Genomic DNA, 21,427 nt, shown 5'->3' on the forward strand with positions numbered 1-21,427 from the left:
CTTAGTGCGCCTGCAGGAACGCCAGCAGATCGTTGTTCAGCTGATCCTGATGCGTCACAGCAAAGCCATGCGGCCCATTCTCATAGACTTTCAGTTCGGCATTCGCGATCATTTCTGCCGCTACTTTACCGGTGGTTTCAAACGGCACCACCTGATCGTTGCTGCCGTGGATCACCAGTGTTGGCACATCAATTTTCGCCATATCTGGCCGGAAATCCGTTTCTGAGAAGGCGGTTACGCAGTCCAGCGTGCCTTTCAGCGATGCCAGCAGCGCAATATTCAATGTCTGTGTCAGCACGCCGTCTGAAACCGTTTGTCCGGCATTAATACCATAGAAAGTTGGGGAGAACTCGCTAATGAACTGGGCACGATCTTTAAGCAATGCGCCACGAATTTCGCTGAAAAGACTTAGATCAACGCCCTGCGGATAATCCTCCGCTTTCCCAAAAATTGGCGTAACCGCGCCCAGAAGCACCAGTCCCGCTACGCGTGAAGTGCCGTAACGGCTGATATAACGCGCCACATCGCCGCCGCCCATTGAGAAACCAACCAGCGTTACCTCTTGCAGATCGAGGCTGGTAATTAAATCGTTAATATCAGAGGCAAAGGTATCGTAATCGTAGCCCTGCCACGGTTGATCCGAGCGGCCAAAGCCCCGACGGTCAAAGGCAATAACGCGATAGCCGCGTTCGGCAAGAAAATTGAGCTGGCTATCCCACATATCCGCATCCAGCGGCCAACCGTGACTGAACAGTACCGGCTTACCTGTACCCCAGTCTTTGTAATAGATCCGGGTGCCATCCTGGGTTCTGAAAGTGCTCATAACAATCCTCATTTTGGTTATTTAACAAAAACGGACTCATGATCGTTTGCCAGGCGCGACCAGGTAACGAACGACGGGCAGCTTTCGCCGCGACAAGGCAGCTGGCTTACCTTCTGAATAGAAACGGTAAAGGCATGGGCGTCAACAGAATTGATGTAATAATCATCAGTCCGGAATAGATAACCAATTGATTTTAAGTGTTTACTTTACCGGGATGGCCGTGAATTTTCAGGAAAATGCGTGATAAACAGTGGGAGTAACGCAAAATTGATCGCCGCAGCTTATCCATTTTCATCATGAAACAGGTTTAATTGATCTGCCGCAAGTTCAGTCTTTTCTTACTCTGCCAAATTATGGCGCAGAGGATGTTAAAAACCTTAGCAAGCGTGAGGAAATATTATGACAATGAAAATGGGCTTAGGTGGATTGTTGTTGGTGTGGTTGGTCTACGTAGGTTGGATGGTCAGTTATTACAGCAGCACCTTCAGTCTGTTCCAGTACTAAGGCAACAATGGCCTGCGCAAACAGGCCGTTTTGCTATTCCTTCCTCCCGGGCAGATGCGCATGTATCTCTTCTTCTGTTTCGGATCAAGAACGATCCGTAATACATTCAGCAAAAAATACCTGTACAGCTTTTGTTTTTTTGTATAGTTTAGCCTGCATCAACGCTAGCTTATTTTATAATCTGACCATGAGGCGCCAATGATGCCGCAGCAACGATGGACACCTGAAATCAACAAGGCACTTGCTCCGCGTTTTGAAATGGCAGATATGGATATCCCTACTCAGCAGGAAACGCTGGGACAGATCGTCGCTGATATTTTAAGAGCGGGACAGAGTGTTAATCGCAAAGCGATTTGCGCCAGGCTGCTAACGAAACTGGATGGCGTATCCAGCAAGGAAATGGAAATGCACTATCATGGGCTGTTGGCTCTGGTGCTGGGGCGAGAGTAATGTTCCGACTTAAGTGCGCTCTCCAGTCTGTTTTTTTGTATCAATAATCTGTTTTCACGCTATGTATAGCTGCAATAAAACTCTCCTGATTCTGACGTAGTTGTTGCCGTAAGGAACAGCTGGCGTCTGAAAAGCGCACCCGGTTATTCCGTATCGCCTGAATAACCGGTTTCCTTTAACATCAGCACAGGAGAGAGTTTGGATAAAGACGATTTTAAGAATGTGCATGTAGCCCTTGGCGAAGCGGTGATGTCGATTCTGGACAGCCAGAGTGCTTTAAGTAATCACGCCATCATGGATAAATTACAGCAGCTTGCCAAAAGCGAGACTGATGAAGAAAAAGTCATGTCTTACCGGGAGGCAAGAAAAGCATTCAGACACATCCCGCGGTCAGTGACGGGGCTCCGTCGAAAAGACGCCGGCAACACTGACGCAAAAATGGTTAAAATTCCGCAGAACCGCCTGGTGCTCCGAAGAGCGCGTAGCGAGAATCGCGAGGATAGAGACTAAATAAAATACCGGCAGGCTGCATAGTAGCCTGCCGGTATTTTTTATTAACCGATTGGCTTTTTCCCTGCTGCCAGCGGCACCGCTGAATTTCCTGACAAAGATTTCCTGCTGGCGAAAAATGGATAAGGTGAATATCGGGCCTGGCACTCAGCCAGACGATTTAATCCTCCTGGCGGAATGAAAAATGCCAAAATCCGTAAACAGCGACTGGATAAATTTGCAGCGGGAGCCTGAAACCAGCATCGAAAGCGTACATGCGCATTTCTATGGTCATGCTTATGATCCGCACGATCATGATGAGATGCTGGTGGGCGTGACGCAAACGGGACTGCAGCGCTTTAACTGTCATCGTACGCTGCATACCAGCCGTCCCGGTCGGGTGATCCTGATTGAGCCGGGCGCGGTGCATGACGGCTACGCGCCAGTTTCAGAAGGCATTTGGTCAGTCACCCCATGCTTATCTGGTGCGGCTAGGTACCGCCCGCATGCTGTTAACGCAGGGATTCAATCCGGCAGAGGTGGCAGCTCAGGTAGGCTTTGCCGATCAACGCCACTTTGGCCGCTGGTTCCGGCGCGCCTACCGCATCACTCCAGCCCAGTATCAGCATCAGTGCACAAACGTTCTATATGCGCGGGCACCACGCCGATTCTTTACCGAAAAGCCATTGCATAGCCCAAACGTTCTATACGCGCGGGCACCACTTCTCTGATGATGGCTTCTGTTGCTAATCACCGGAGAGCCTGATTGATGTTTGATACCAAAGTCGCACTTATTGTTCGTCACGATCTGGCGATATGGCAGCGCCTGAACGTGGTGGCATTCCTTGCCAGCGGCGTGGCGTCTGCCGCGCCGGAGATGATGGGTGAACCCTATATTGATGCGCACGGCAATCGCTACGGCAATATGCTGGGCCAGCCGATGCTGATTTTTGAAGCCGATCTTAACGGCCTGCAGAGTGCCCATCGTAAAGGGCTGGAAAAAGAGCTAACGCTGATCCCCTATGTACATGCGATGTTTTCCACCGGGCATGATCATGCTAACCGCGAGGTTTTTCTGGCGGAGGATGCGGATAACCTGGATCTGGTTGGCCTGGCGCTACGCGGCCCTAAAAAGGCGGTAGATAAAGCGATAAAAGGGCTGGCGCTGCATAAGTAAGCCTGACGCGCAGACGGGTTAAAGCATCGCGGCGTTATCGCTGTTGGCAAACACTTATCGACAGCAGCCTAAAAATCAAAAGGCCGCAAAGGCGGCCTTTTATTAACAGGGATTAGGGCGTTATTCGCTGACTTTGTTTTTCAGATCGCTGGCGCCTTCTTTGGTCTTATTCCAGCCTTTCTCGGTGCCTTCTTTGGTAGCGTTCCAGCCTTTTTCGGTGCCTTCTTTGGTTTTATCCCATGCTTTCTGCGTACCTTCGCTGGCTTTGCTGCTCAGGTTATCGCTTTTCCCTTCTGCCGCATGCTCTGACTTCAGCTTCATCTCTTCGCCCTGATGCTGCGTCTGATGCAGCTTTTCTTTTGCGGTATGCGCGCCTTCATGCGCGGTAGCAACGGTGTCATCCGTAGCGTGGGTGGTTGCCGCAAAAACCGGAGAAGCCAGCAGCAGTGCAGATAGTGCCATGATTGTTTTTTTCATCTTTCCCTCACCAAATAAAGGTTATCAATCTAAAAGTATAGTTAACAATGGCACGATAAAGCGGTTTTCGCCTTCAGAATAACCTGTAAAAAACAGATCGCTGTTTCCTCGACGGTCATAAAAACAGGCACTGTTTACGCTGATCATCGCTTGCTGCTGACGTCTTCTTTACCGTCCGACATCGCTTTGCTCATCCGGACATGCCACCAGCAGTTTCCGCAGCAGCGTTTCCAGCACTTTTTGCTGCTCAGGGTTTAGCGTTGCAAGCAGCGTCTGCTGCGTGGCGGTATGTACATAAAGCGCCTGCTCAATCTGGTCTGCGCCATGCCGGGTAAGGCCCACCAGCATGCTTCTGCCATCGGCTGGATCGGCGATGCGCTCGATTAATCCCTCCTGTTCCAGCCTGCTCAGCCGGTTAGTCATGGCACCAGAGGTCACCAGCAATGATTTATACAGCTGCGTTGGTGTAAGGCGGTAAGGTTCCCCGGCTCGCCTGAGCGTGGCCAGCACGTCAAATTCGCCTTCACGGAAGCCGAACGATTCCAGCGCGTTGGCCCGAGCCTTGCTGAGATGCTTTAACAGACGGAGCATACGGCCAAAAATCTTCATCGAAGAGGTATCCAGCTCCGGCATTGTTTCTTCCCACTGCCTGATTACAAAATCAATATGGTCCTGCATTTCTCACCTGCTGATAGTAAAGAGTATTTGTCGATGAATGCGGCGCGGCTTTTATTATTTGCGTATCTATCTTAACGTTAAGATAAATGTCCGGCGCGCTTTCTGCCGGGTTGGCACCTTCCCATAAGCCCTGTAGAGAGGCCCGCTATGAAAAAATCATTATCACTTCCCGTTATATTTGCTCTGACCGCTTTTCTTGTCGGGCTGAATCTGCGACCTGTCCTCTCCGCCGTTGGGCCGCTTTTTTCCCAGCTAAATAGCGCATCCGGGCTATCGGGCATCCAGTTTAGTTTACTCACCACTTTGCCCGTTATCATGATGGGGCTGGCTGCGCTTGGCGGCCCCGAGCTGTTACGACGAACCGGTAGCGTGCGCGGCGTCGCCGCCGGGCTGGCACTGCTGGCATTGGCCTGCCTGTTGAGAAAGTTCAGTCTCTCCTCATCATGGCTAATCGCCACCGCCTTACTGGCTGGCAGCGGCATCGGCATCGTCCAGTCATTACTGCCTGCGCTGATTAAGCAGAATTATGCCAGGTATTCCGCTACGTTAATGTCGTTATTTTCAACCGGCATTATGGCCGGTGCCGCCGTCGCCGCAGCCACCGCAGCGCCAATGTCCAGCGCGATCGGTACGGCAAACACTTTTGCCGCTGCCGGCTTGCCGGTGCTGCTGGCGCTGGGCGTTTGGACGCTGCAGACCAGACGTTCCGCCGCGCTACCGATGATGCAAGGCTATCACGTTCGTCTGACAGGACGCGCATGGCTGTTAATGTTCTTTTTTGGCATCGGAACCGGTGCCTATACGCTGGTGCTGGCCTGGCTGCCGCCTCTTTATATTCAGGCTGGCTGGAGCGCCCGCAGCAGCGGTTATATCCTGGCAGGATTAACGCTGACGGAAGTTGTGGCAGGTTTTATGGTAACGGCGGTTGTCCACCGTTTCCCGGATCGGCGCGGGCTGCTGATTATGGTTCTGCTGTTACTGTTAGCCGGGCTGGTCAGTTTGATCGTTGCGCCTGGCACTACGCCGATTCTTTCAACGTTACTTCTTGGCGCAGGTATTGGCGCACTGTTTCCACTTTCGTTAACAGTTACGCTGGACCACGCCGCTACTCCGTCGGAAGCGGGACGTCTACTGGCCTTCGTGCAGGGCGGCGGCTATCTGCTGGCCGCTCTGATGCCTTTGATCGCGGGAGTGGTGCAGGATCATACTGATTCTTTGGCTACCGCCTGGGTCATTATGAGTGTCGGCGTTATCCTGTTGATCTTTATCGTATCTCATCTTCGTCCAGTTCTTCGTCCAGTGAGGAAATAACAACCTTGTCAGGAGATAAAGCAGAGCTGCCTCCGTCTGCCGGCAGGCCAAATATATAGTCATTGTGCTCGAGGGGCGACGAGCAGGCAGCTCTGCGATTAGCTGATTTATCAAGGCTATTAAACCGACGGCTAATGTTTCAGGAAAAAGCGAGTTTTTTATGAAGCGTTACAGACGGTCATTAATAAAATCGACACGGTACCATAACATTCTGGATAAAATAGAGACGCACTGGGTGAGTGTTTCAGGATACTCAATAATAACCGGCACTTTGTGGTAGCTTAATCATAATAAAATTCAGCATAAAACTCTATTGCAAGTACAATATTGGTGCCTGTTTTTTAAGATAGATAATCATGAGTGTTTTTTACGTTAGCCGTGGTTAGATCATTGATTATAAGGGGAATCCTGCGAAAACAGCTTGTTTAATTTATGTATGAGAGCACGCCCGTGCACTCAACCTGCACATTAGACATATGAAATTACGTTAAATATTTTTTACTGGCTTGACCTTGATAGATATTGCAAACATATTGAACTACTGAGTATTGTTCCTGATTTATATGAATATATAAGGTTAATTTTTAAAACCCCTAAAACATGAAAATGATATTGTCTCTTCCTCAAAATCAAGCCTGTACACTGGCAAGTTTTGCTATGTCAGCAGCAACTCTGATGTTTATAATGCATTTTCATCTGCTCGCTGGCGTTTTTTTTAGTTTTTTTATCTACAGCCTGCTTAGCTATAGTTCTAAAAAGCTAAAGAAATTTTTGCCTGAATCACTGGCTAAGCTTCTGGCGGTTTTAATTGTACTTTGTCTGTTAGGTATTGGTTTTTTTTACCTTTTGACTAAAGGGGTAAACTTTTTTTCATCGGGATTTCCATCCAGCAGTGAACTTATCAACTCTTTTTCAGAAATTTTGAAAAGCGCCGGGAGTACATTTCATCTTTTCTCTGATATGGATATCCCTGAGTCATTTGATGAGTTTAAATATGCTGCAATTAAATTAATAAAGTATCATATTTCTACTTTTGCACTGGTAGGAAAAAATGCATTGCATCTTGCTGCAACAGTGGTGATAGGTTTAATTATCGCTTTAATGATTTTTTTGCAGCATGATTCACCCCCGTATTTCCAGGCACCTTTAACTCAACAGCTATCAAATCGAGTAAGTAATTTTTACCTGGCGTTTAAGGATTTTTTCCATGCTCAGATCAAGATTTCCCTGTTAAATACTTTTTTTACAACCATATTTCTTTTCCTTGTTTTACCTGTTGTAGACATTGCTCTCCCCTATAAAAAAACCATTATTCTGGCCACCTTCTTTTTGGGCTTGCTCCCGGTAGTTGGCAACCTGATATCCAATACCATTATTACCTTTATTGCTTTATCAATATCATTGAAAGCGGCTCTGTTAAGTATTCTTTTTCTTATCATTATTCATAAGCTGGAATACCTTTTTAATGCTAATTTCCTGGGAAAGTCTTCAAAAGTTAACGTGTGGGAAATCATCCTTGCTATGGTTGTCCTGGAAACTGTATGGGGCATAGCGGGGGTTGTGGCAGCACCAGTTTTTTACTCTTACATCAAAACAGAACTTGCCCAACTAAAATTAGTTTAGAGTGTTTTATACAGCTAATGATGTAATGTGGCTAAAATGGCATTAATTAAATTTTGCTTTGGTACACTGCCATACAGGTTACATGGCAGTGTAAACCACAAAATGCCAGTTTGTTAAAACCTGAGCGCAAGTAAAGATATGTCAGTAGTGCTCTGTTTGTAATTAACGAAAATTACAAATATGATCATGCATTCTGCACAATGTAAAAAATCTTATAAGTTATTTTATCTGTTTCTTCCACATACTATTATAATTAGCATTCGTACAAAATAATGTGTTATGAGTAATTTTTTATTAACTAAATATTAAAAGGTGAAAAATGAGTATTTACGCGGTTAAAATCGATGATAACTTCCCTGATTTAAGTATTGTTAGAGAGATTAATGAAGAGGCATTTCCTGTCGATGAGCGTGTTCCTTTTGATAAGTTGATTTTAATGGCTCAGGAAGAGGGCATTAGCTTGTCTGCAGTTTATGATGGGAGTGATTTTATTGGATTTTATATGGTAATCTTTAATGAGGTGAACGCTTATCTGGCCTTTATTGCAATACGGAAGTCACAACGTTCAAAAGGCTACGGTGGCAAATTACTTCAATTCATTGCGTCGCAATACCCTGATAAAAAAATAATTTTGGATATTGAACGTGAGGATCCTCAGGCTACTAATTATGATCAAAGGCTTGCCCGGCAAAAGTTTTATTTAAATAATGGATTTTCCCTGACTGGATTTTTCTTTGATTATGCCAATGTAGAGTTTGAAATACTTGCTAATAAACCACTTTATGACCTGGATGATGCAGTACCATTACTGAATCACATGCGTTTGCTTACACTTAAATATGATATTGAAGAGTTCAAACCTGAAATTTATTCTATGCGTAATGCAAAGAAAAGCTGAGTGTAATTTTCCTGGGCATCTGAATGATGCCCTTTTCCTTATTTTTGTTAATCGTTAATACGATTTCATGAAGTGAATCGCTTTCTTTAACATGTCTGACACAATAGCTATCTTGATTTTTTTGTGGGTAGTGATACACATAATAATCCGATAGCTATCAGCAATACGCCAGTAAAGCTGCTCCACCGAAAGGGCTCGTTAAATGATGGCAATAATATTGCTGCCAGCCAGACCAGAATGTAACTCAGGCTGAGTAACGGATAGAGCCGATTAAGTGGTAGATAGCGCATCGCCATCATCCAGGAAAGCATTGACATTGCATAAGCGCTCAGCCCGATGAACAGCAATAGCAACGGCTTAAGATGCGACAGCGTATCTAAATTTAGCAGCTCAATCAGAGATGGAATATCCTGCATCGCTGCGCGAAATAGCAGTTGTGCCAGTGAAACCAGCAGCACACTGAAAAGCGCAAGAACAATCCCTTTCATAAATGACTTCCCATCATCGCTACGCCCACGACGATAGCAAATGTGCCCATCCATTGCAGTAACGTATAGGTTTCGCGCCAGATTAACCGCGCGGCAATAGCCACCAGCACAAAGTTCAGGCTTAGCATCGGATAAGCGATGCTGACTGGCACCACGCGCAGTACCGCCAGCCATAGTAACATTGCAATGCCGAGCAGGAGAATGCTTGATACCAGCCACAGCATGAACCTTTTCTTATCGCGCTTTATACCGATGTGCGCTGCCTGTTTTTGGCATAACTGAGCAGCGCAGCTCAGGAAGCTAACCAGAAAAATAAGTATAAAATTCATGGTAACGAGTTATATCCATAATAGACCAGACGCCCCTGCTGATAGATATTATCTGGTGTCGGTAGATCCACATTCAGACCATCTTCACTTGCATTAAGCATCATTACCAGAGCAACCGGCCCGTGACGACGATGAGTACGCAACCAGTCAGTAAGTGCCTCTTTGGGGATATAGCGCTGTTGTGCATCGGGGTAGCTAAGGCCATACCTTATCTCCCCTTTATTATCATAAAAAGTGATGTCGCTACGTTGTAATTCCCATGCTATAGCACTGCCTATCCCAGGATTATCGGCTAACAGATAACGGCTTTGCGCGAGTTGATCGTGTATTGCGCTGATAAAGCTCTGTGGTTGCTTCGAATCGCGGATTTTTTGGGGAATGGCAAAACCGATTAAAAGCGCCAACATGAGTGGACAAAGTGCCGCCAATTGCCAACGATATTTACCCGGCCTGAGGCTAAGCCAGCCTGATACGGCCCAGAAGCCAAATGCCAAAACGCCGCATATTACGCGTAACGTTTCGCCACTGGCGTATATTTTTCGATGCACCAGTCCCCAGGGGGCAATAACTATCAGCAATACAACACTAGCAACCACACCAAAAAGAATATTAATCCAGCCATTCGCTTTGAAAGCTTTTATTACCTCTGTACTACCGCTGTGTGCATAATGCGACATCAGCAAGGCCAGCGGTGCGAAACACGGTAAAATATAGGTTGGTAATTTACCTTTAGCGATGCTGAAAAATAGCAATGGCAGCAGTACCCAGCTCAGCAGATAGACTGCGCCCGCCTGCTGATCACGTTTGTCCCAGGCGCACTTCAGTGCGCCTGGCAACAGTGCCAGCCATGGCAAGCAACCGGCCAGCAATACAGGGAAATAATACCAAAAAGGCGCTTTGTGCTGCGCATCCTGATCAGCAAAACGCTGGATATGCTCTACCCAGAAAAAATAGTGCCAGAAATCCCCTTCCTGACGGTTAATCGCCATTGCCCAGGGCGCGCTCAAGAGGATTGCCACCGCGATTGTGAAGGGCCCCCAGCGCAGTAGTTCGCCAAATCGGCGCTGCCAGATTGCCCAGGGCATAATTGCCAGCACCGGCACTACAAGCGCCAGGAAACCTTTGGTCATAAAACCCAGGCCACATGCTGCTCCAAGCAGCAGGTAACCACATAAACGTTGCTGCACACTGATGGCCTGCGCTGCAAACCAATAGCTGCACATGGCCAGCACCAGCCACAGCAGCAGGATAGGATCAAGGACCGCATAAGTGCCGATGCCATATACCAGCAACGAAGTCAGAAAAATCACGCTGCCGGTTAGCGCGATTCTCCGACTGGCAAATATCTCTCTGCCAAGCCAGTAGATCAGGGCAGCGCTTAACAAAGTGCAGAAGATCGATCCTGCACGCACGCCAAAGTTAGTATGACCAAATAGCAACTGACCGATGTTATTAACCCAGTAGCCCAGAATGGGTTTTTCAAAATAACGCAGCTCGAAAAAATGCGGAACCGCCCAGTTTCCACTGCTAATCATTTCACGACTAATTTCCGCATAACGAATTTCGTCAGGCTGCCACAAGGCACGAAGTTCAATGGGAATGAGATAATAAAGCGCAAAAAGCGCAAAAAGCGCAAAAAAAAGCGTAGTTCTGGTACCTATACGCATCCAAAATTCCTTATTAAAATTAGCTCTGGCAGCCTAACCAGCCCTCTCGTCCCGGAATGTTTCCGCGCACGATGTTTCCTTCAGGAAGGGTGCTTAAATCGTTTGGCAGTAACTCGCTTAATGGACAGAAGCAAATGCCTAGCTTTTCTGCCCGCGTTAATAAATCGGCGAACGCAGGCAGGCCGATAATTCCTTCAACTTCGGCATGGATGGTGTATACCGGTAAGCCGTTTGCGGCCTGCATTTTTTCAAGGATAAAGTCGTTGAATCCGGCCGCGCTCACAGTCTGCCCTACAACTTCATCCCAGGTCGGCAACGTGACAGGAATCTGTACCGTACCCTGGCGGCCATCTGGTAGCCGTGGTAAAAACGGTCCAGTGCCGCGACAATCACTGTTATACCGGAAGTTAAATTGTTCTTTTGCTGCCAGTACACGCTCATCTGCTCGCCATCCTGCCACTGCTGAGCAAGTAATCTCTTCCCCAAGAAGATGTTCCAGAGCCTCTTTACCCAGTGCAATCTGTTCCAACATTTTTTTTTCTGACCAGACGCCCGCCCAGGTCTGCCAGGCGAAATGATCCCAGGCGTGTAGCCCGACTTCATGCTCTATTGCCGTAGCTCTGATGATATCGCTAAGGCCCTTACCGATTCTTCGTCCGGGCCAGGCGGTGCCTGCCAGTAAAATATCCCAGCCATAGAGTGATGCCGCGCGTGAGCGCAGCATTTTCCATAAGAAGCGCGGCTTCATGAGACGCCATAAATGACGCCCCATGTTGTCGGGCCCGACACTAAAAAAGAAACTGGCTTGTATCTGATGCTGACTAAACTGCTCCAGTAACGCCGCTACTCCATGTCTGGTTCCACGCCACGTATCCACATCTACGCGCAACCCAATTTTCTTCATGATTTATCCTGCTGCTCAACGGTGCGCAGGAAAAAATCCAGCGTATTATCGATAGTGGTATCCATCTTCACTGTCGGCACCCAATTTAGCAGGCGGAAGGCATTTTTAATGGACGGCTTGCGATGTTCTACGTCCTGATAGCCTTTGCCATAATAACTACTGCTCTCTACTTCACTGAAGCCAGCAAAAGGCGGAAAGCGATCTCGCAACGGATGGCGCTCAAAGCTCGCAAGCAGGCGTTCAGCCAGTTCTTTGATACTGGCTTCGTTTTCAGGGTTACCAATATTAACGATTTGACCGTCGCAGTTATTATGTTTGTTCTCAATAATGCGGAACAGCGCTTCAATACCGTCCTGGATATCAGTAAAGCAACGTTTCTGCGCGCCTCCATCAATCAACTTGATCGGCGTACCTTCCACCAGGTTGAGAATGAGCTGGGTAATGGCGCGCGAGCTACCGATACGTGCGGCATCCAGGGAATCAAGACGCGGTCCCATCCAGTTGAACGGACGGAACAGCGTGAAACGTAAGCCTTCTTTTTCACCGTAAGCCCAGATCACGCGGTCCAGAAGCTGTTTAGACACGGAATAGATCCAGCGCTGTTTATTAATCGGGCCGACCACGAGATTAGAGTGGTCTTCATCAAAATGTTTGTCGGTGCACATGCCGTACACTTCAGAAGTTGATGGAAAAATAATACGTTTTTTATATTTCACACAGTTACGTATGATTTTGAGGTTTTCTTCAAAATCCAGCTCAAACACGCGCAATGGATTACGGGTATATTCAATCGGCGTTGCAATTGCTACCAGCGGTAATATCACATCGCATTTCTTGATGTGATATTCGAGCCATTCAGAGTGAATGCTGATATCGCCCTCAACGAAGTGGAAGCGTGGTTGATCAAGGAAACGGCTAATAGCATCAGAACCGATATCAAGACCATAGACTTCAAAATTGTCATCCTGAAGCAGACGTTCGGTAAGATGATTACCAATGAAACCATTCACACCAAGAATCAACACGCGGGTACGACGTTGCACAGCTGATACCGGCTTTGAGTAAAGCAGCACACCCGGTACCATGCCCAGGCTTTGCGCCAGCTGACTGCCATTCATATATACGCCGTTTTCGATCTGGCCCGTGACGATTTCGAGGGCTCCTTCACCGCATGCGATGATAAAAGGATCAACGGACAGAACGGTGCCCGGTTTGGCCTGTTGCGGATTGCTGTGCACGCGCCCCTGCCAAACAACAAATTTTACTGAACCTACGAAAGCGAATGCACCCGGCCATGGGTCGGTGACAGCACGCACCAGATTATTAATTGACTGCGCTGATTGCTCCCATTCGATGCGGCCATCTTCAGGCGTACGACGTCCTACTACTGAAGCCTGGCTTTCATCCTGTGGCGTGGTGGAAATCTCACCGCGTTTCATTGCAGGTAAACTGTCATTAAGCAGCGTTTCTGCGCACCGCAGCATTTTGCGGTGTAACGTTAATGCATTGTCCTGCTGATCAATTGCAACACGCATCTGCGAGACAATCTCGCCTGCGTCGGCACGTTTTATCATGCGATGCAGCGTCACGCCGGTCTCGGTTTCTCCATTCACCAACGCCCAGTTGAGTGGTGCGCGTCCACGATATTTCGGTAGCAGTGAGCCGTGCAGATTAAAAGCACCAAATCGCGCGCTATTAAGAATTTCGTCGCTCAGCAGATTGCGATAATAGAATGAGAAAATATAATCTGGATTCATCTGCTTAATGCGATCTACCCACAGCGGGTGGTTTGCATCTTCCGGTGCATATACAGGTATGCCTTGCTCGGCAGCTAAACGCGCCACTGAACCAAAAAAATGATTCTCGGCCACTGTATCGGCGTGAGTGTAAATAGCTGTGATTTCAAAGCCAGCGGCTAACAGTGCGTTAATACCTACACAGCCCATGTCATGATAGGCAAAGACGATCGTTTTCATTGTTCAATTTCCTGTACAGAAGAAGCTTTTTGGTGCGGGTGGACAACACGTTGAATGAAGTAGCGTGGACGGGCGCGTACATCGTTATAGATTCGGCCAATGTATTCGCCGAGTAAGCCCATACCGATAAACTGAGCGCCGATAAAAATAAACAGCACTGCAAACAGCATAAAAACCCCGTCGCCGGCCCAGTCAGCCCCAAATAACAAACGCAACACAATCAGCACCAGCGAGAAAGCAAAACCGGACAGGGCAATCAGGCTGCCTACAATGCTTAACAGGCGCAACGGTGTGGTGGTCAGGCAAGTAACCAGGTCATACATCAGGTTAATCAGCTTCATAAAGCTGTACTTTGAATCACCATGCTCTCGCTCTGCATGCGCAACTGGAAGCTCAATGGTACGGCGTGCAAAGGTATTCGCGAGGATAGGGATAAAGGTGCTGCGTTCATGGCAATTAAGCATTGCATCAACGATATGACGACGATAGGCGCGTAACATACAGCCGTAGTCGCCCATCGCTTTGCCGGTGACGCGCTGAATTAATTGATTGATGGTGCGTGAGGCGCGGCGGCGGAACCATTTGTCCTGGCGATTCTGACGAACAGTGCCGACCACATCGTAGCCCTGTTGCGCGGCCTTAACCAAATTGGGAATCTCTTCCGGGGGATTTTGCAGATCGGCATCCAGGGTAATAATCAAATCACCAGAGGCATGACTAAAGCCAGCCATGATCGCTGAATGCTGACCGTAGTTGCGATTCAACAGAACACCCAGAATATGACTACCGGGCATATCAGCGGCATCGGCGATCATTTCGCCTGAGCGATCGCTACTGCCGTCATCAACCAGTAGGATTTCATAATCCAGCTTCAGTACAGCGCAGGCTTCATTCGTACGGCGTACCAGCTCAGGTAGGCTTTCCTGTTCGTTATATACAGGGATCACCACAGAAATTTTACGAATAGCTTTTTCTTCCAGCATTTCAGGCTCCAGCTAAAAGACGCAATGCACGGATAACGCGTTCAACATCTTCATCGTGCATATCCGGGAAAAGGGGGATTGAGCAGATGCGATCGCTATTCCATTCCGTATTAGGAAGGGAAAGATGCGGATAGCGTTCGCGGTAGTATTTGTGTGTATGGGCTGCACGGAAATGCAGGCCTGTGCCGATATCCTGTGCTTTTAGTGCTTCCATCAATGCATCACGGCTCAGGCCACACTGTGCTTCGTCAACCCGAATAATGAAAAGATGCCATGCGTGCTGATGCGGCCATGCAGGCTGCTCCAGCGGTAAGAATGGCGTATCGGCCAATTCAGTCAGATAGCGTTGGGCAATTTCAGCACGACGTGCGTTGAAAGCAGGCAGTTTCTGCAGTTGGACCAGCGCGATCGCCGCACTAATATCCGGCAAATTGTATTTAAATCCCGGCATGACGACTTCAGCTTGCGGCTTGCGGCCGTGAGTATGGCGATCATAGGCGTCTACACCCAACCCATGAAACTTTAGGCTGCGCATACGATCTGCCAGTTCAGCATCATCTGTAACAATCAGGCCACCTTCGGCACAGCTCATGTTTTTGATGGCGTGAAAAGAGAAGATTGCCGTTCCCTGATTGCCAATATGTTGTCCTTTGTAATAACAACCTGCTGCATGAGCTGCATCTTCAATCACTGGAATGCCGTGACGTGTGCCGACTGCACGGACTCCGTCCAGATCAGCGGGTGCGCCCGCATAATGCACCGGAATAATGGCGCGAGTGCGTGGTGTTATTGCTGCTTCAATCTGCTCTGGCGTCACCATTAAAGTGTGCCGATCAACATCAATCATTACCGGAGTGGCTCCGAGCAACGTGATGATATTAATCGTGGACACCCAAGTGAGAGAGGGCGTAATGACTTCATCGCCAGGTTTAATGCCTAGTGCGAGTAACGCAACATGCATACCTGCCGTAGCTGAGCTAACAGCAATAGCATGTTGATTGCCTGTCAACTCACAAAAAGCCTGCTCGAGTGCTGCATTTTTGGGTCCGGTTGTTATCCAGCCAGAATCAAAAACATCACGCACGGCAGCAATCTCACTTTCTCCAAACGAGGGACGTGAAAAAGGTAAAAAAGCCATATTATCCTTACCATTAATACAGAAGGTTGAGTGCGTTAAGTTAAATTTAATGCTAAAAAATAATATATTTACCTAACGTCACAACTGACGGCCGATATAGTGGGCTACAAAAAATAAACGCTAAATAAACAATTTATAAGAAAGATAGAAAGGGCACGCAAGGTGCCATTTAATTTTCATTTTGTAACATTTACACCGCGCTGGTAGTTACATTTTGCCGTCCCCTTTACGGGGTTTTATAAATACCCAATGGCAATCAATTGAGGTAACCCTTCGTTTTTGCCGTGAGTTTATAAAGTATATAAAATTCGTCGTCGTCTGCTGGCCGATGACCTTTCCAAAGAATATCTTCATTATTTTCGCTCGGAGAGGAGATAGAGGTCTGTAGCAATAACAGGCTGCAATTATGTTCCATACCATGCATCTCAACTCGCTTGGTTTTTATTCCCGTATAGTATTCAACCATGGCTCGCTGCGGCTCTCCCAGCCCTTTACTAACCAGGCATTCATTACCTTTAAGATAAGGCTTAAGGCTGAGGAAAACGTCAGAGTACCGTTTTGAGTAATCGATAGCCGGAAGACCGAGAGTCATAATGCAAGACCAGACCAGTGTAATTATGCAGAAAAAATAATAAGCATCAGGCATGTTCTTTTTTAGTCCTTGCATAAGTGCAAGACAAATAAACAACGTGGCAGCAAGAGCAGAAAAAATGAGGTTTGGATTAAACTCTGCGTTAAAACCCGGAAGATAATGGGTGACTACTTCTATAAACCAGGGGCAAGCCGACCCAAAAGCAAAGAGCAAGCCGATGGCCCATAAAACAAGCGCAAAAAAAACTGTCAGAATAATCACTGACGTGGATACTTTTTTCATGCGAAGATTTTTAGCTATGCCGGAAGCGATAATGGCAAGCGGAGGCAACATTGGAAGGGCATAAAGCTCTCGGGCGTCACTGGATGCTGAAAGTACGAAAAAGGTGATGATAAAATAAAGCAATGATGCTTTTAACCCGAATGAGTACATCTCATTCTTTTTTTTATACAAATAGTAAAATACTAAAGGAAGTGCAGGGAAAGCGTACCAGGGGAGGGTATACAGATAAAAGAAATGCCCCTTTTTAGGGCCAAGGTCGTTAGCGCCAAAGAAACGGCCAAGATTGTTATCCCATAACCAGGTAAGGAAAAGTTCTGGGGAACGTTGCCACAATGCATATAACCAAGGGGTAACTGCGCTTATGAAGATCAGAGAAGCCACAATAATCGCGATAAAGAAATCCTTTTTCCTGCATTGCTTAAATAAAAGCACAGCAAAAAAAACCGTTAACCCAAGGATCCCTGGTCCTAACAAGCCTTTGGCCAGAAAAGCAAACGCAGCGCCAATAGCAAGATATACTCCCCCAATTAAGCAACGTTTTTCTGAAGCAATTAATCCGAACAGCCCCAGGCTACAGCCGGCCAGCAGTGCAGTGTCGGTTATCATTTGATGAGAGCGAACGCATAGACCCAGACATGACAAAAATACAACTGCCGCCCATCTACCGTACCCTTTCTCAAATGTTAGCCTGGCTGCCCCGGTAATTGCTGAACATGTGATTATCATAAAAATTCCGGATGCCAGACGGGCAGCATCGGGAAGAGATAACAGAGGAGATAACAAATGAACCATTAACGCTGATATCACATAGTAAATGGGGGGCTTTTCCATGAATGGCTCCCCTGCGAGAGTGGGTACAACCCAGTCTCCAGTTTGATATATATGTAATATCAGGCCAAAAGAGTAGGCTTCGTCAGGTTTCCATGGCTCATGTCCAATAAGGCCGGGTAACATCCAGCAAATAAACAGGCCAATAAAATAAATAAGGTCAACATTACCAGAGGTTAATAACGATTTTTTATTTTCGTAGGTTTTTGTGAGTTTATTAAAGTTCTCAGTTATCATCAAAATAAGCTTATAAAATGGCAATGAGTTATACGCAAACCTGAGCTAAATGTAACCAACGCGGGTTCCAGCAGTTTTGCACGGACGTTAACGGGGTTTATAAAAACTAATCGTGCAAAAAAAAATACACAAATATTCTCTATAAATAATGTGTATCAGACGGTGTTTTTTGTTGCGTTTTAGTGTAATCGTGTAAATAAACAGTTGTTGTTTGGCATTCATTTATATAACTATTGGTATGTATATACTTCAACACATACATGTATAACGTAGGTCATATGAGGCTTGAACGATATTTTAAAAAACCTGTGGCTATCCTTTTTGGCTATCACGATATGGGCTGTGCCGGTTTGCAATCGCTGCTTGAAGCCGAATACAATGTTGTTGCTGTTTTTACGCATAGAAACAGTGATTCTGAAGAGATTTTTTTTGATTCAGTTGCCGGGCAAGCTGAAAAACTCAGTATCCCTGTTTTTTTTCCCGACAACGTTAATGAATCACAGTGCGTTGAATTAATAAAGCAACTTAAACCGGATTACCTGTTTACTTTATCTTACCGGCAAGAACTGACTGAAGAAATAACACAGGCTGCGACGTTTGGTGCTCATAATATCCATGCCTCGCTTTTACCTGCTTACCGAGGCCGCTCGCACTTGAACTGGGTCATCATTAATGGTGAGAAACATACCGGAGTAACCCTTCACAGGGTCACCCGTCAGAAAGACGCAGGTCCAATTTTAGCTCAAGCCAAAGTTACGATTGAAAAACATGATAATGCTTTGAGCTTGCATAAAAAACTTGTTCAGATGACCCGCGCACGATTACCTGAATGGTTACGGGGCTTGCAGCAGGGAACACTTATTGAGCGGATTCAGGATGAAAGGCTCGCCAGTTGTCCCGGAGCAAGGCAACCGGATGATGGCCTTATAAACTGGAAAAAATCTGCCATTGAAATCCATAATCTGATCCGTGGGATCACATATCCCTGGCCCGGTGCGTATACGATGGCGGGGAAAAAAAAGCTGATTATATGGGAAAGCTGTATTAAGGAATCTTTTTCTGAAAGTCAGCCAGGAACGATAATTTCTCTTGATCCGCTGTTAATAGCTTGTGGTGTAGGCGTGCTTGAAGTGAAACGAGGAATGTGTGGCGAAGTAAGGGACAGTGAGGCTGGCGCTATTGTCAGAGAGTTAAAAGCACACTGCGGTATGCTGCTTGTATAAGAGTCTTATGCCTCGTTAAGAATGAAAGTGTTTGCACTGCTCCCAAATATGCCTGTAAAATTTTTGCTTAACAGCCGCATCCAGGGTGCGGCATAAGATTCAGTTTGCTGCGGGTTGCGGTAAATTTAATGTAGCAGGCAATACTGTACACTCATTCTATTAAGTGTCTTATCCTGTGTTGGGTGCTGGCCAATAATAATGTAAGTTCTTTGATTTTAATTGTTTCATCATAGATGATGCAAACGATAATAATAATGGCTTAACGGGTTATCAAAATTAGACATCGATAGCTTTATTAAAACCTGGATTATATTAAATGCACGGCATAAGGGAATAATGTAGTGCAACGTAATATCCATCTATTTTACATGTAGAAATAAATTAGTAAGCGCTGCTTTAATAAAGCGATGCTTGTTTTTTTAATTAATCTATTGTTCATTAATGGAAAAGAATATAAAATGCCACCAGAATTTTCTTTTTTATAGGTGACGCATTATCAGCAAGGCGTTGTCTCAGAGTAATATAAATCAGAAAGATAGGTGCTTTTTGCTGAGGTTATTATGTGCTTTTTCAAAATTAAATGACTGGTCCTGGAGTTCGTTATGAGCAGGAATAAAAAACGAGTATTACTTGCGGAAGACGATACTGGCATTGCAACGATAGTAGAAGCTTATCTCCGGCGTGAGGGTTTTGACGTCATCCATGCAATTGATGGCGAAGTCGCTGTGAAAATAGCGCAGCAAACTCTCCCTGATTTTGTGATACTTGATATAAAAATGCCCAAAAAAGATGGTTGGCATGTGCTGAAAGAAATCAGAAGCTTTAGCAACGCACCGATAATGATGCTGACTGCGCTGGATGCCGATATTGATAAGGTTTTGGCTCTGAAGACGGGAGCCGACGATTATCTGGTTAAACCGTTCAGCCCGGTAGAGCTTGTCGCGCGCGTACATGTGATTCTTAAGCGAATGACTTACCACAGCCACAGTGACGAATTAAAAGTTTATCGCTCTCAACATCTGACTATTAATCAGGCGACACATCAACTCTGGACAAATGAAGGACATAAAGAAATTTCAAAACTTATCACTTATACGGAGTTTAGAATTCTCCTGCATTTGATGCGTAATCCTAGTCGGGTCTTTACTCGTTACGAATTGATTGAGGCTTGTTTCTCTGACTCCGATGTCAGCGACAGAACGGTTGATAGTCATATCAGCAAGCTCAGAAAAAAACTTGAAACGGTAGGCATATCTCATGTTCCGGAAGGAATACGAGGTGTGGGTTATCGTCTGGGGGATTAAGCATGCATAAAAATTCATTGCAACACCGTATTTTCCAACTGCTTGCTATGCTCACTGTAATTGCAACAATATTACCTATCCCCGTGTATTATCTTTACGCTTTTTTTTTATCCATGATCCAATAGAAATCATTCCCGAACCCAGTGATTATTTGCCGATATTAATATCTACTTTATTAACGGTTTTTTTATCTTTTTTTATTTCGCTTAAATTTGCAAAAAAGCTATTGCCTCCTATTACATCCATTGCAGCCTCTGCAAGGCAAATTGCCCAGGGAAACCTTACCACAAGAGCTAAGGCAGGCACGTTCTGCCTTAATGAACTTGATCTATTGGTGCAGGATTTTAATCTGATGGCTGAACGTATGGAGATCATGACGAACGATATGAAGCTCTGGAACGCAGCTATTGCTCATGAGCTGAGAACCCCTGTGACGGTTCTTAAAGGCGGGCTTCAGGGAATAGCTGACGGAGTACTTAGCGCCGATCCTGATGTCATTGCTGCATTTATGAAAAATATTGATGGCCTGTCACGCTTAATTGATGATTTGCGGACGGTGAGTTTAGCAGATTCTAATCAGCTTACACTCTACAGAGAATGGGGCGATCTCAGTCAGGAAATAAATACTATCTTACAATCACTTGAGCCAAATTTTGCTAAGCGTGGGAAAAAGCTGGTTTACAAAATTTTGGTTAACAACTGTTACGCAGATCATGTACGACTCAGGCAGGCGATACTTGCATTACTCCATAATGCGCTTGATTACGCCAATGAAGGTGTTATCAGCATTCATTGTTGGATGGGTGGCGACAAGCTTTATATTACTGTCGAAGACGAGGGGCCAGGTATAGAAGCGGAATTGCGGCATACTATTTTTGAATCGTTTTATCGAATAGATCCTCTAAAACAAACTGCTCATGGTTCATCAGGCCTGGGGCTGTCAGTGGTACGGGCAATTGCCCAGGCTCATGGCGGGACGGTGAAATGTGAAGATAGTACACTTGGTGGAGCCCGATTTGTTTTGATCATTCCAACATAAAGATAAG

At 46.2% G+C, this 21,427-nt stretch carries 21 protein-coding genes and 1 pseudogene; 10 read left to right on the forward strand and 12 right to left on the reverse strand.

The window, feature by feature from the left end; translation table 11 throughout:
• Nucleotide 1 precedes the first annotated feature (1 nt).
• On the reverse strand, nt 2–823 hold the full coding sequence (locus tag ACQE3Y_RS00220; protein ID WP_426980623.1) for an alpha/beta fold hydrolase: 822 nt from the start codon (nt 821–823) through the stop codon (nt 2–4).
• Nucleotides 824–1,525: 702 nt separating this feature from the next.
• Here ACQE3Y_RS00220 and ycgZ point away from each other — a divergent pair.
• From ycgZ to ACQE3Y_RS00240, 4 genes and pseudogenes are all read left to right on the forward strand, one after another.
• Complete coding sequence (gene ycgZ / locus ACQE3Y_RS00225) at nt 1,526–1,777, forward strand: regulatory protein YcgZ (RefSeq protein ID WP_426980624.1); 252 nt, start codon at nt 1,526–1,528, stop codon at nt 1,775–1,777.
• A gap of 198 nt (nt 1,778–1,975) precedes the next feature.
• Nucleotides 1,976–2,287, forward strand: coding sequence for a hypothetical protein (locus ACQE3Y_RS00230; RefSeq protein ID WP_426980625.1), 312 nt, complete (start codon nt 1,976–1,978; stop codon nt 2,285–2,287).
• A gap of 184 nt (nt 2,288–2,471) precedes the next feature.
• Nucleotides 2,472–2,916: pseudogene (locus ACQE3Y_RS00235) on the forward strand (AraC family transcriptional regulator); the annotation flags it as partial.
• Between the two features lie 119 nt (nt 2,917–3,035).
• Entirely contained in the window at nt 3,036–3,443 is a 408-nt protein-coding gene (locus ACQE3Y_RS00240; RefSeq protein ID WP_426971547.1) for a DUF2000 family protein, read from the forward strand.
• Nucleotides 3,444–3,563: 120 nt separating this feature from the next.
• On the opposite strand, the gene ACQE3Y_RS00245 is transcribed toward ACQE3Y_RS00240, so the two are convergent.
• Entirely contained in the window at nt 3,564–3,920 is a 357-nt protein-coding gene (locus ACQE3Y_RS00245) for a hypothetical protein (protein ID WP_426971548.1), read from the reverse strand.
• 168 nt (nt 3,921–4,088) lie between these two features.
• On the reverse strand, nt 4,089–4,598 hold the full coding sequence (locus ACQE3Y_RS00250) for a MarR family winged helix-turn-helix transcriptional regulator (protein WP_426980626.1): 510 nt from the start codon (nt 4,596–4,598) through the stop codon (nt 4,089–4,091).
• Between the two features lie 147 nt (nt 4,599–4,745).
• On the opposite strand from ACQE3Y_RS00250, the gene ACQE3Y_RS00255 reads away from it, so the two are divergent.
• From ACQE3Y_RS00255 to ACQE3Y_RS00265, 3 genes are all read left to right on the forward strand, one after another.
• The gene (locus ACQE3Y_RS00255) at nt 4,746–5,909 is read left to right on the forward strand and encodes an MFS transporter (RefSeq protein WP_426971551.1); all 1,164 of its coding nucleotides are present in this window, start codon (nt 4,746–4,748) and stop codon (nt 5,907–5,909) included.
• A 612-nt stretch (nt 5,910–6,521) separates the two neighbouring features.
• The gene (locus ACQE3Y_RS00260; RefSeq protein ID WP_426980628.1) at nt 6,522–7,532 is read left to right on the forward strand and encodes an AI-2E family transporter; all 1,011 of its coding nucleotides are present in this window, start codon (nt 6,522–6,524) and stop codon (nt 7,530–7,532) included.
• Between the two features lie 319 nt (nt 7,533–7,851).
• Complete coding sequence (locus ACQE3Y_RS00265) at nt 7,852–8,430, forward strand: GNAT family N-acetyltransferase (protein ID WP_426980629.1); 579 nt, start codon at nt 7,852–7,854, stop codon at nt 8,428–8,430.
• A 107-nt stretch (nt 8,431–8,537) separates the two neighbouring features.
• On the opposite strand, the gene arnF is transcribed toward ACQE3Y_RS00265, so the two are convergent.
• From arnF to ACQE3Y_RS00305, 8 genes are all read right to left on the reverse strand, one after another.
• Nucleotides 8,538–8,918 (reverse strand): 4-amino-4-deoxy-L-arabinose-phosphoundecaprenol flippase subunit ArnF, encoded by a 381-nt coding sequence (gene arnF / locus ACQE3Y_RS00270; protein WP_426971554.1) that lies wholly within the window; start codon nt 8,916–8,918, stop codon nt 8,538–8,540.
• Complete coding sequence (gene arnE, locus ACQE3Y_RS00275; RefSeq protein ID WP_426980630.1) at nt 8,915–9,247, reverse strand: 4-amino-4-deoxy-L-arabinose-phosphoundecaprenol flippase subunit ArnE; 333 nt, start codon at nt 9,245–9,247, stop codon at nt 8,915–8,917. The genes arnF and arnE overlap by 4 nt, the downstream gene beginning before the upstream one ends.
• The gene (gene arnT, locus ACQE3Y_RS00280; RefSeq protein ID WP_426980631.1) at nt 9,244–10,914 is read right to left on the reverse strand and encodes a lipid IV(A) 4-amino-4-deoxy-L-arabinosyltransferase; all 1,671 of its coding nucleotides are present in this window, start codon (nt 10,912–10,914) and stop codon (nt 9,244–9,246) included. The genes arnE and arnT overlap by 4 nt, the downstream gene beginning before the upstream one ends.
• A 19-nt stretch (nt 10,915–10,933) precedes the next feature.
• Nucleotides 10,934–11,818, reverse strand: a complete 885-nt coding sequence (gene arnD / locus ACQE3Y_RS00285; protein ID WP_426971559.1) for a 4-deoxy-4-formamido-L-arabinose-phosphoundecaprenol deformylase — start codon at nt 11,816–11,818, stop codon at nt 10,934–10,936.
• A complete protein-coding gene (gene arnA, locus ACQE3Y_RS00290; RefSeq protein ID WP_426971561.1) occupies nt 11,815–13,794 on the reverse strand; it encodes a bifunctional UDP-4-amino-4-deoxy-L-arabinose formyltransferase/UDP-glucuronic acid oxidase ArnA in 1,980 nt (659 codons plus the stop codon). Before arnA ends, arnD begins: the two co-directional genes overlap by 4 nt.
• On the reverse strand, nt 13,791–14,777 hold the full coding sequence (gene arnC / locus ACQE3Y_RS00295) for an undecaprenyl-phosphate 4-deoxy-4-formamido-L-arabinose transferase (protein ID WP_426971563.1): 987 nt from the start codon (nt 14,775–14,777) through the stop codon (nt 13,791–13,793). Before arnC ends, arnA begins: the two co-directional genes overlap by 4 nt.
• Nucleotide 14,778: 1 nt before the next feature.
• Nucleotides 14,779–15,915, reverse strand: a complete 1,137-nt coding sequence (gene arnB / locus ACQE3Y_RS00300) for a UDP-4-amino-4-deoxy-L-arabinose aminotransferase (protein ID WP_426971564.1) — start codon at nt 15,913–15,915, stop codon at nt 14,779–14,781.
• Nucleotides 15,916–16,171: 256 nt separating this feature from the next.
• The gene (locus ACQE3Y_RS00305) at nt 16,172–17,854 is read right to left on the reverse strand and encodes an ArnT family glycosyltransferase (protein ID WP_426971565.1); all 1,683 of its coding nucleotides are present in this window, start codon (nt 17,852–17,854) and stop codon (nt 16,172–16,174) included.
• Nucleotides 17,855–18,132: 278 nt separating this feature from the next.
• Here ACQE3Y_RS00305 and ACQE3Y_RS00310 point away from each other — a divergent pair, with 278 nt between their 5' ends.
• Both ACQE3Y_RS00310 and ACQE3Y_RS00315 read left to right on the forward strand, forming a co-directional pair.
• Nucleotides 18,133–19,077, forward strand: a complete 945-nt coding sequence (locus ACQE3Y_RS00310; RefSeq protein ID WP_426980632.1) for a formyltransferase family protein — start codon at nt 18,133–18,135, stop codon at nt 19,075–19,077.
• Nucleotides 19,078–19,679: 602 nt separating this feature from the next.
• Nucleotides 19,680–20,381, forward strand: coding sequence for a response regulator (locus ACQE3Y_RS00315; RefSeq protein WP_426971567.1), 702 nt, complete (start codon nt 19,680–19,682; stop codon nt 20,379–20,381).
• Nucleotides 20,382–20,528: 147 nt separating this feature from the next.
• Here ACQE3Y_RS00315 and ACQE3Y_RS00320 read toward each other — a convergent pair whose 3' ends face one another.
• On the reverse strand, nt 20,529–20,687 hold the full coding sequence (locus ACQE3Y_RS00320) for a hypothetical protein (RefSeq protein WP_426973092.1): 159 nt from the start codon (nt 20,685–20,687) through the stop codon (nt 20,529–20,531).
• On the opposite strand from ACQE3Y_RS00320, the gene ACQE3Y_RS00325 reads away from it, so the two are divergent.
• On the forward strand, nt 20,647–21,420 hold the full coding sequence (locus ACQE3Y_RS00325; RefSeq protein WP_426973019.1) for an ATP-binding protein: 774 nt from the start codon (nt 20,647–20,649) through the stop codon (nt 21,418–21,420). The two genes, ACQE3Y_RS00320 and ACQE3Y_RS00325, sit on opposite strands and share 41 nt — an antisense overlap.
• Nucleotides 21,421–21,427 lie beyond the last annotated feature (7 nt).

It is taken from the genome of Pantoea sp. FN0305 (genome assembly GCF_050113845.1).
Classification (GTDB): domain Bacteria; phylum Pseudomonadota; class Gammaproteobacteria; order Enterobacterales; family Enterobacteriaceae; genus Mixta; species Mixta alhagi.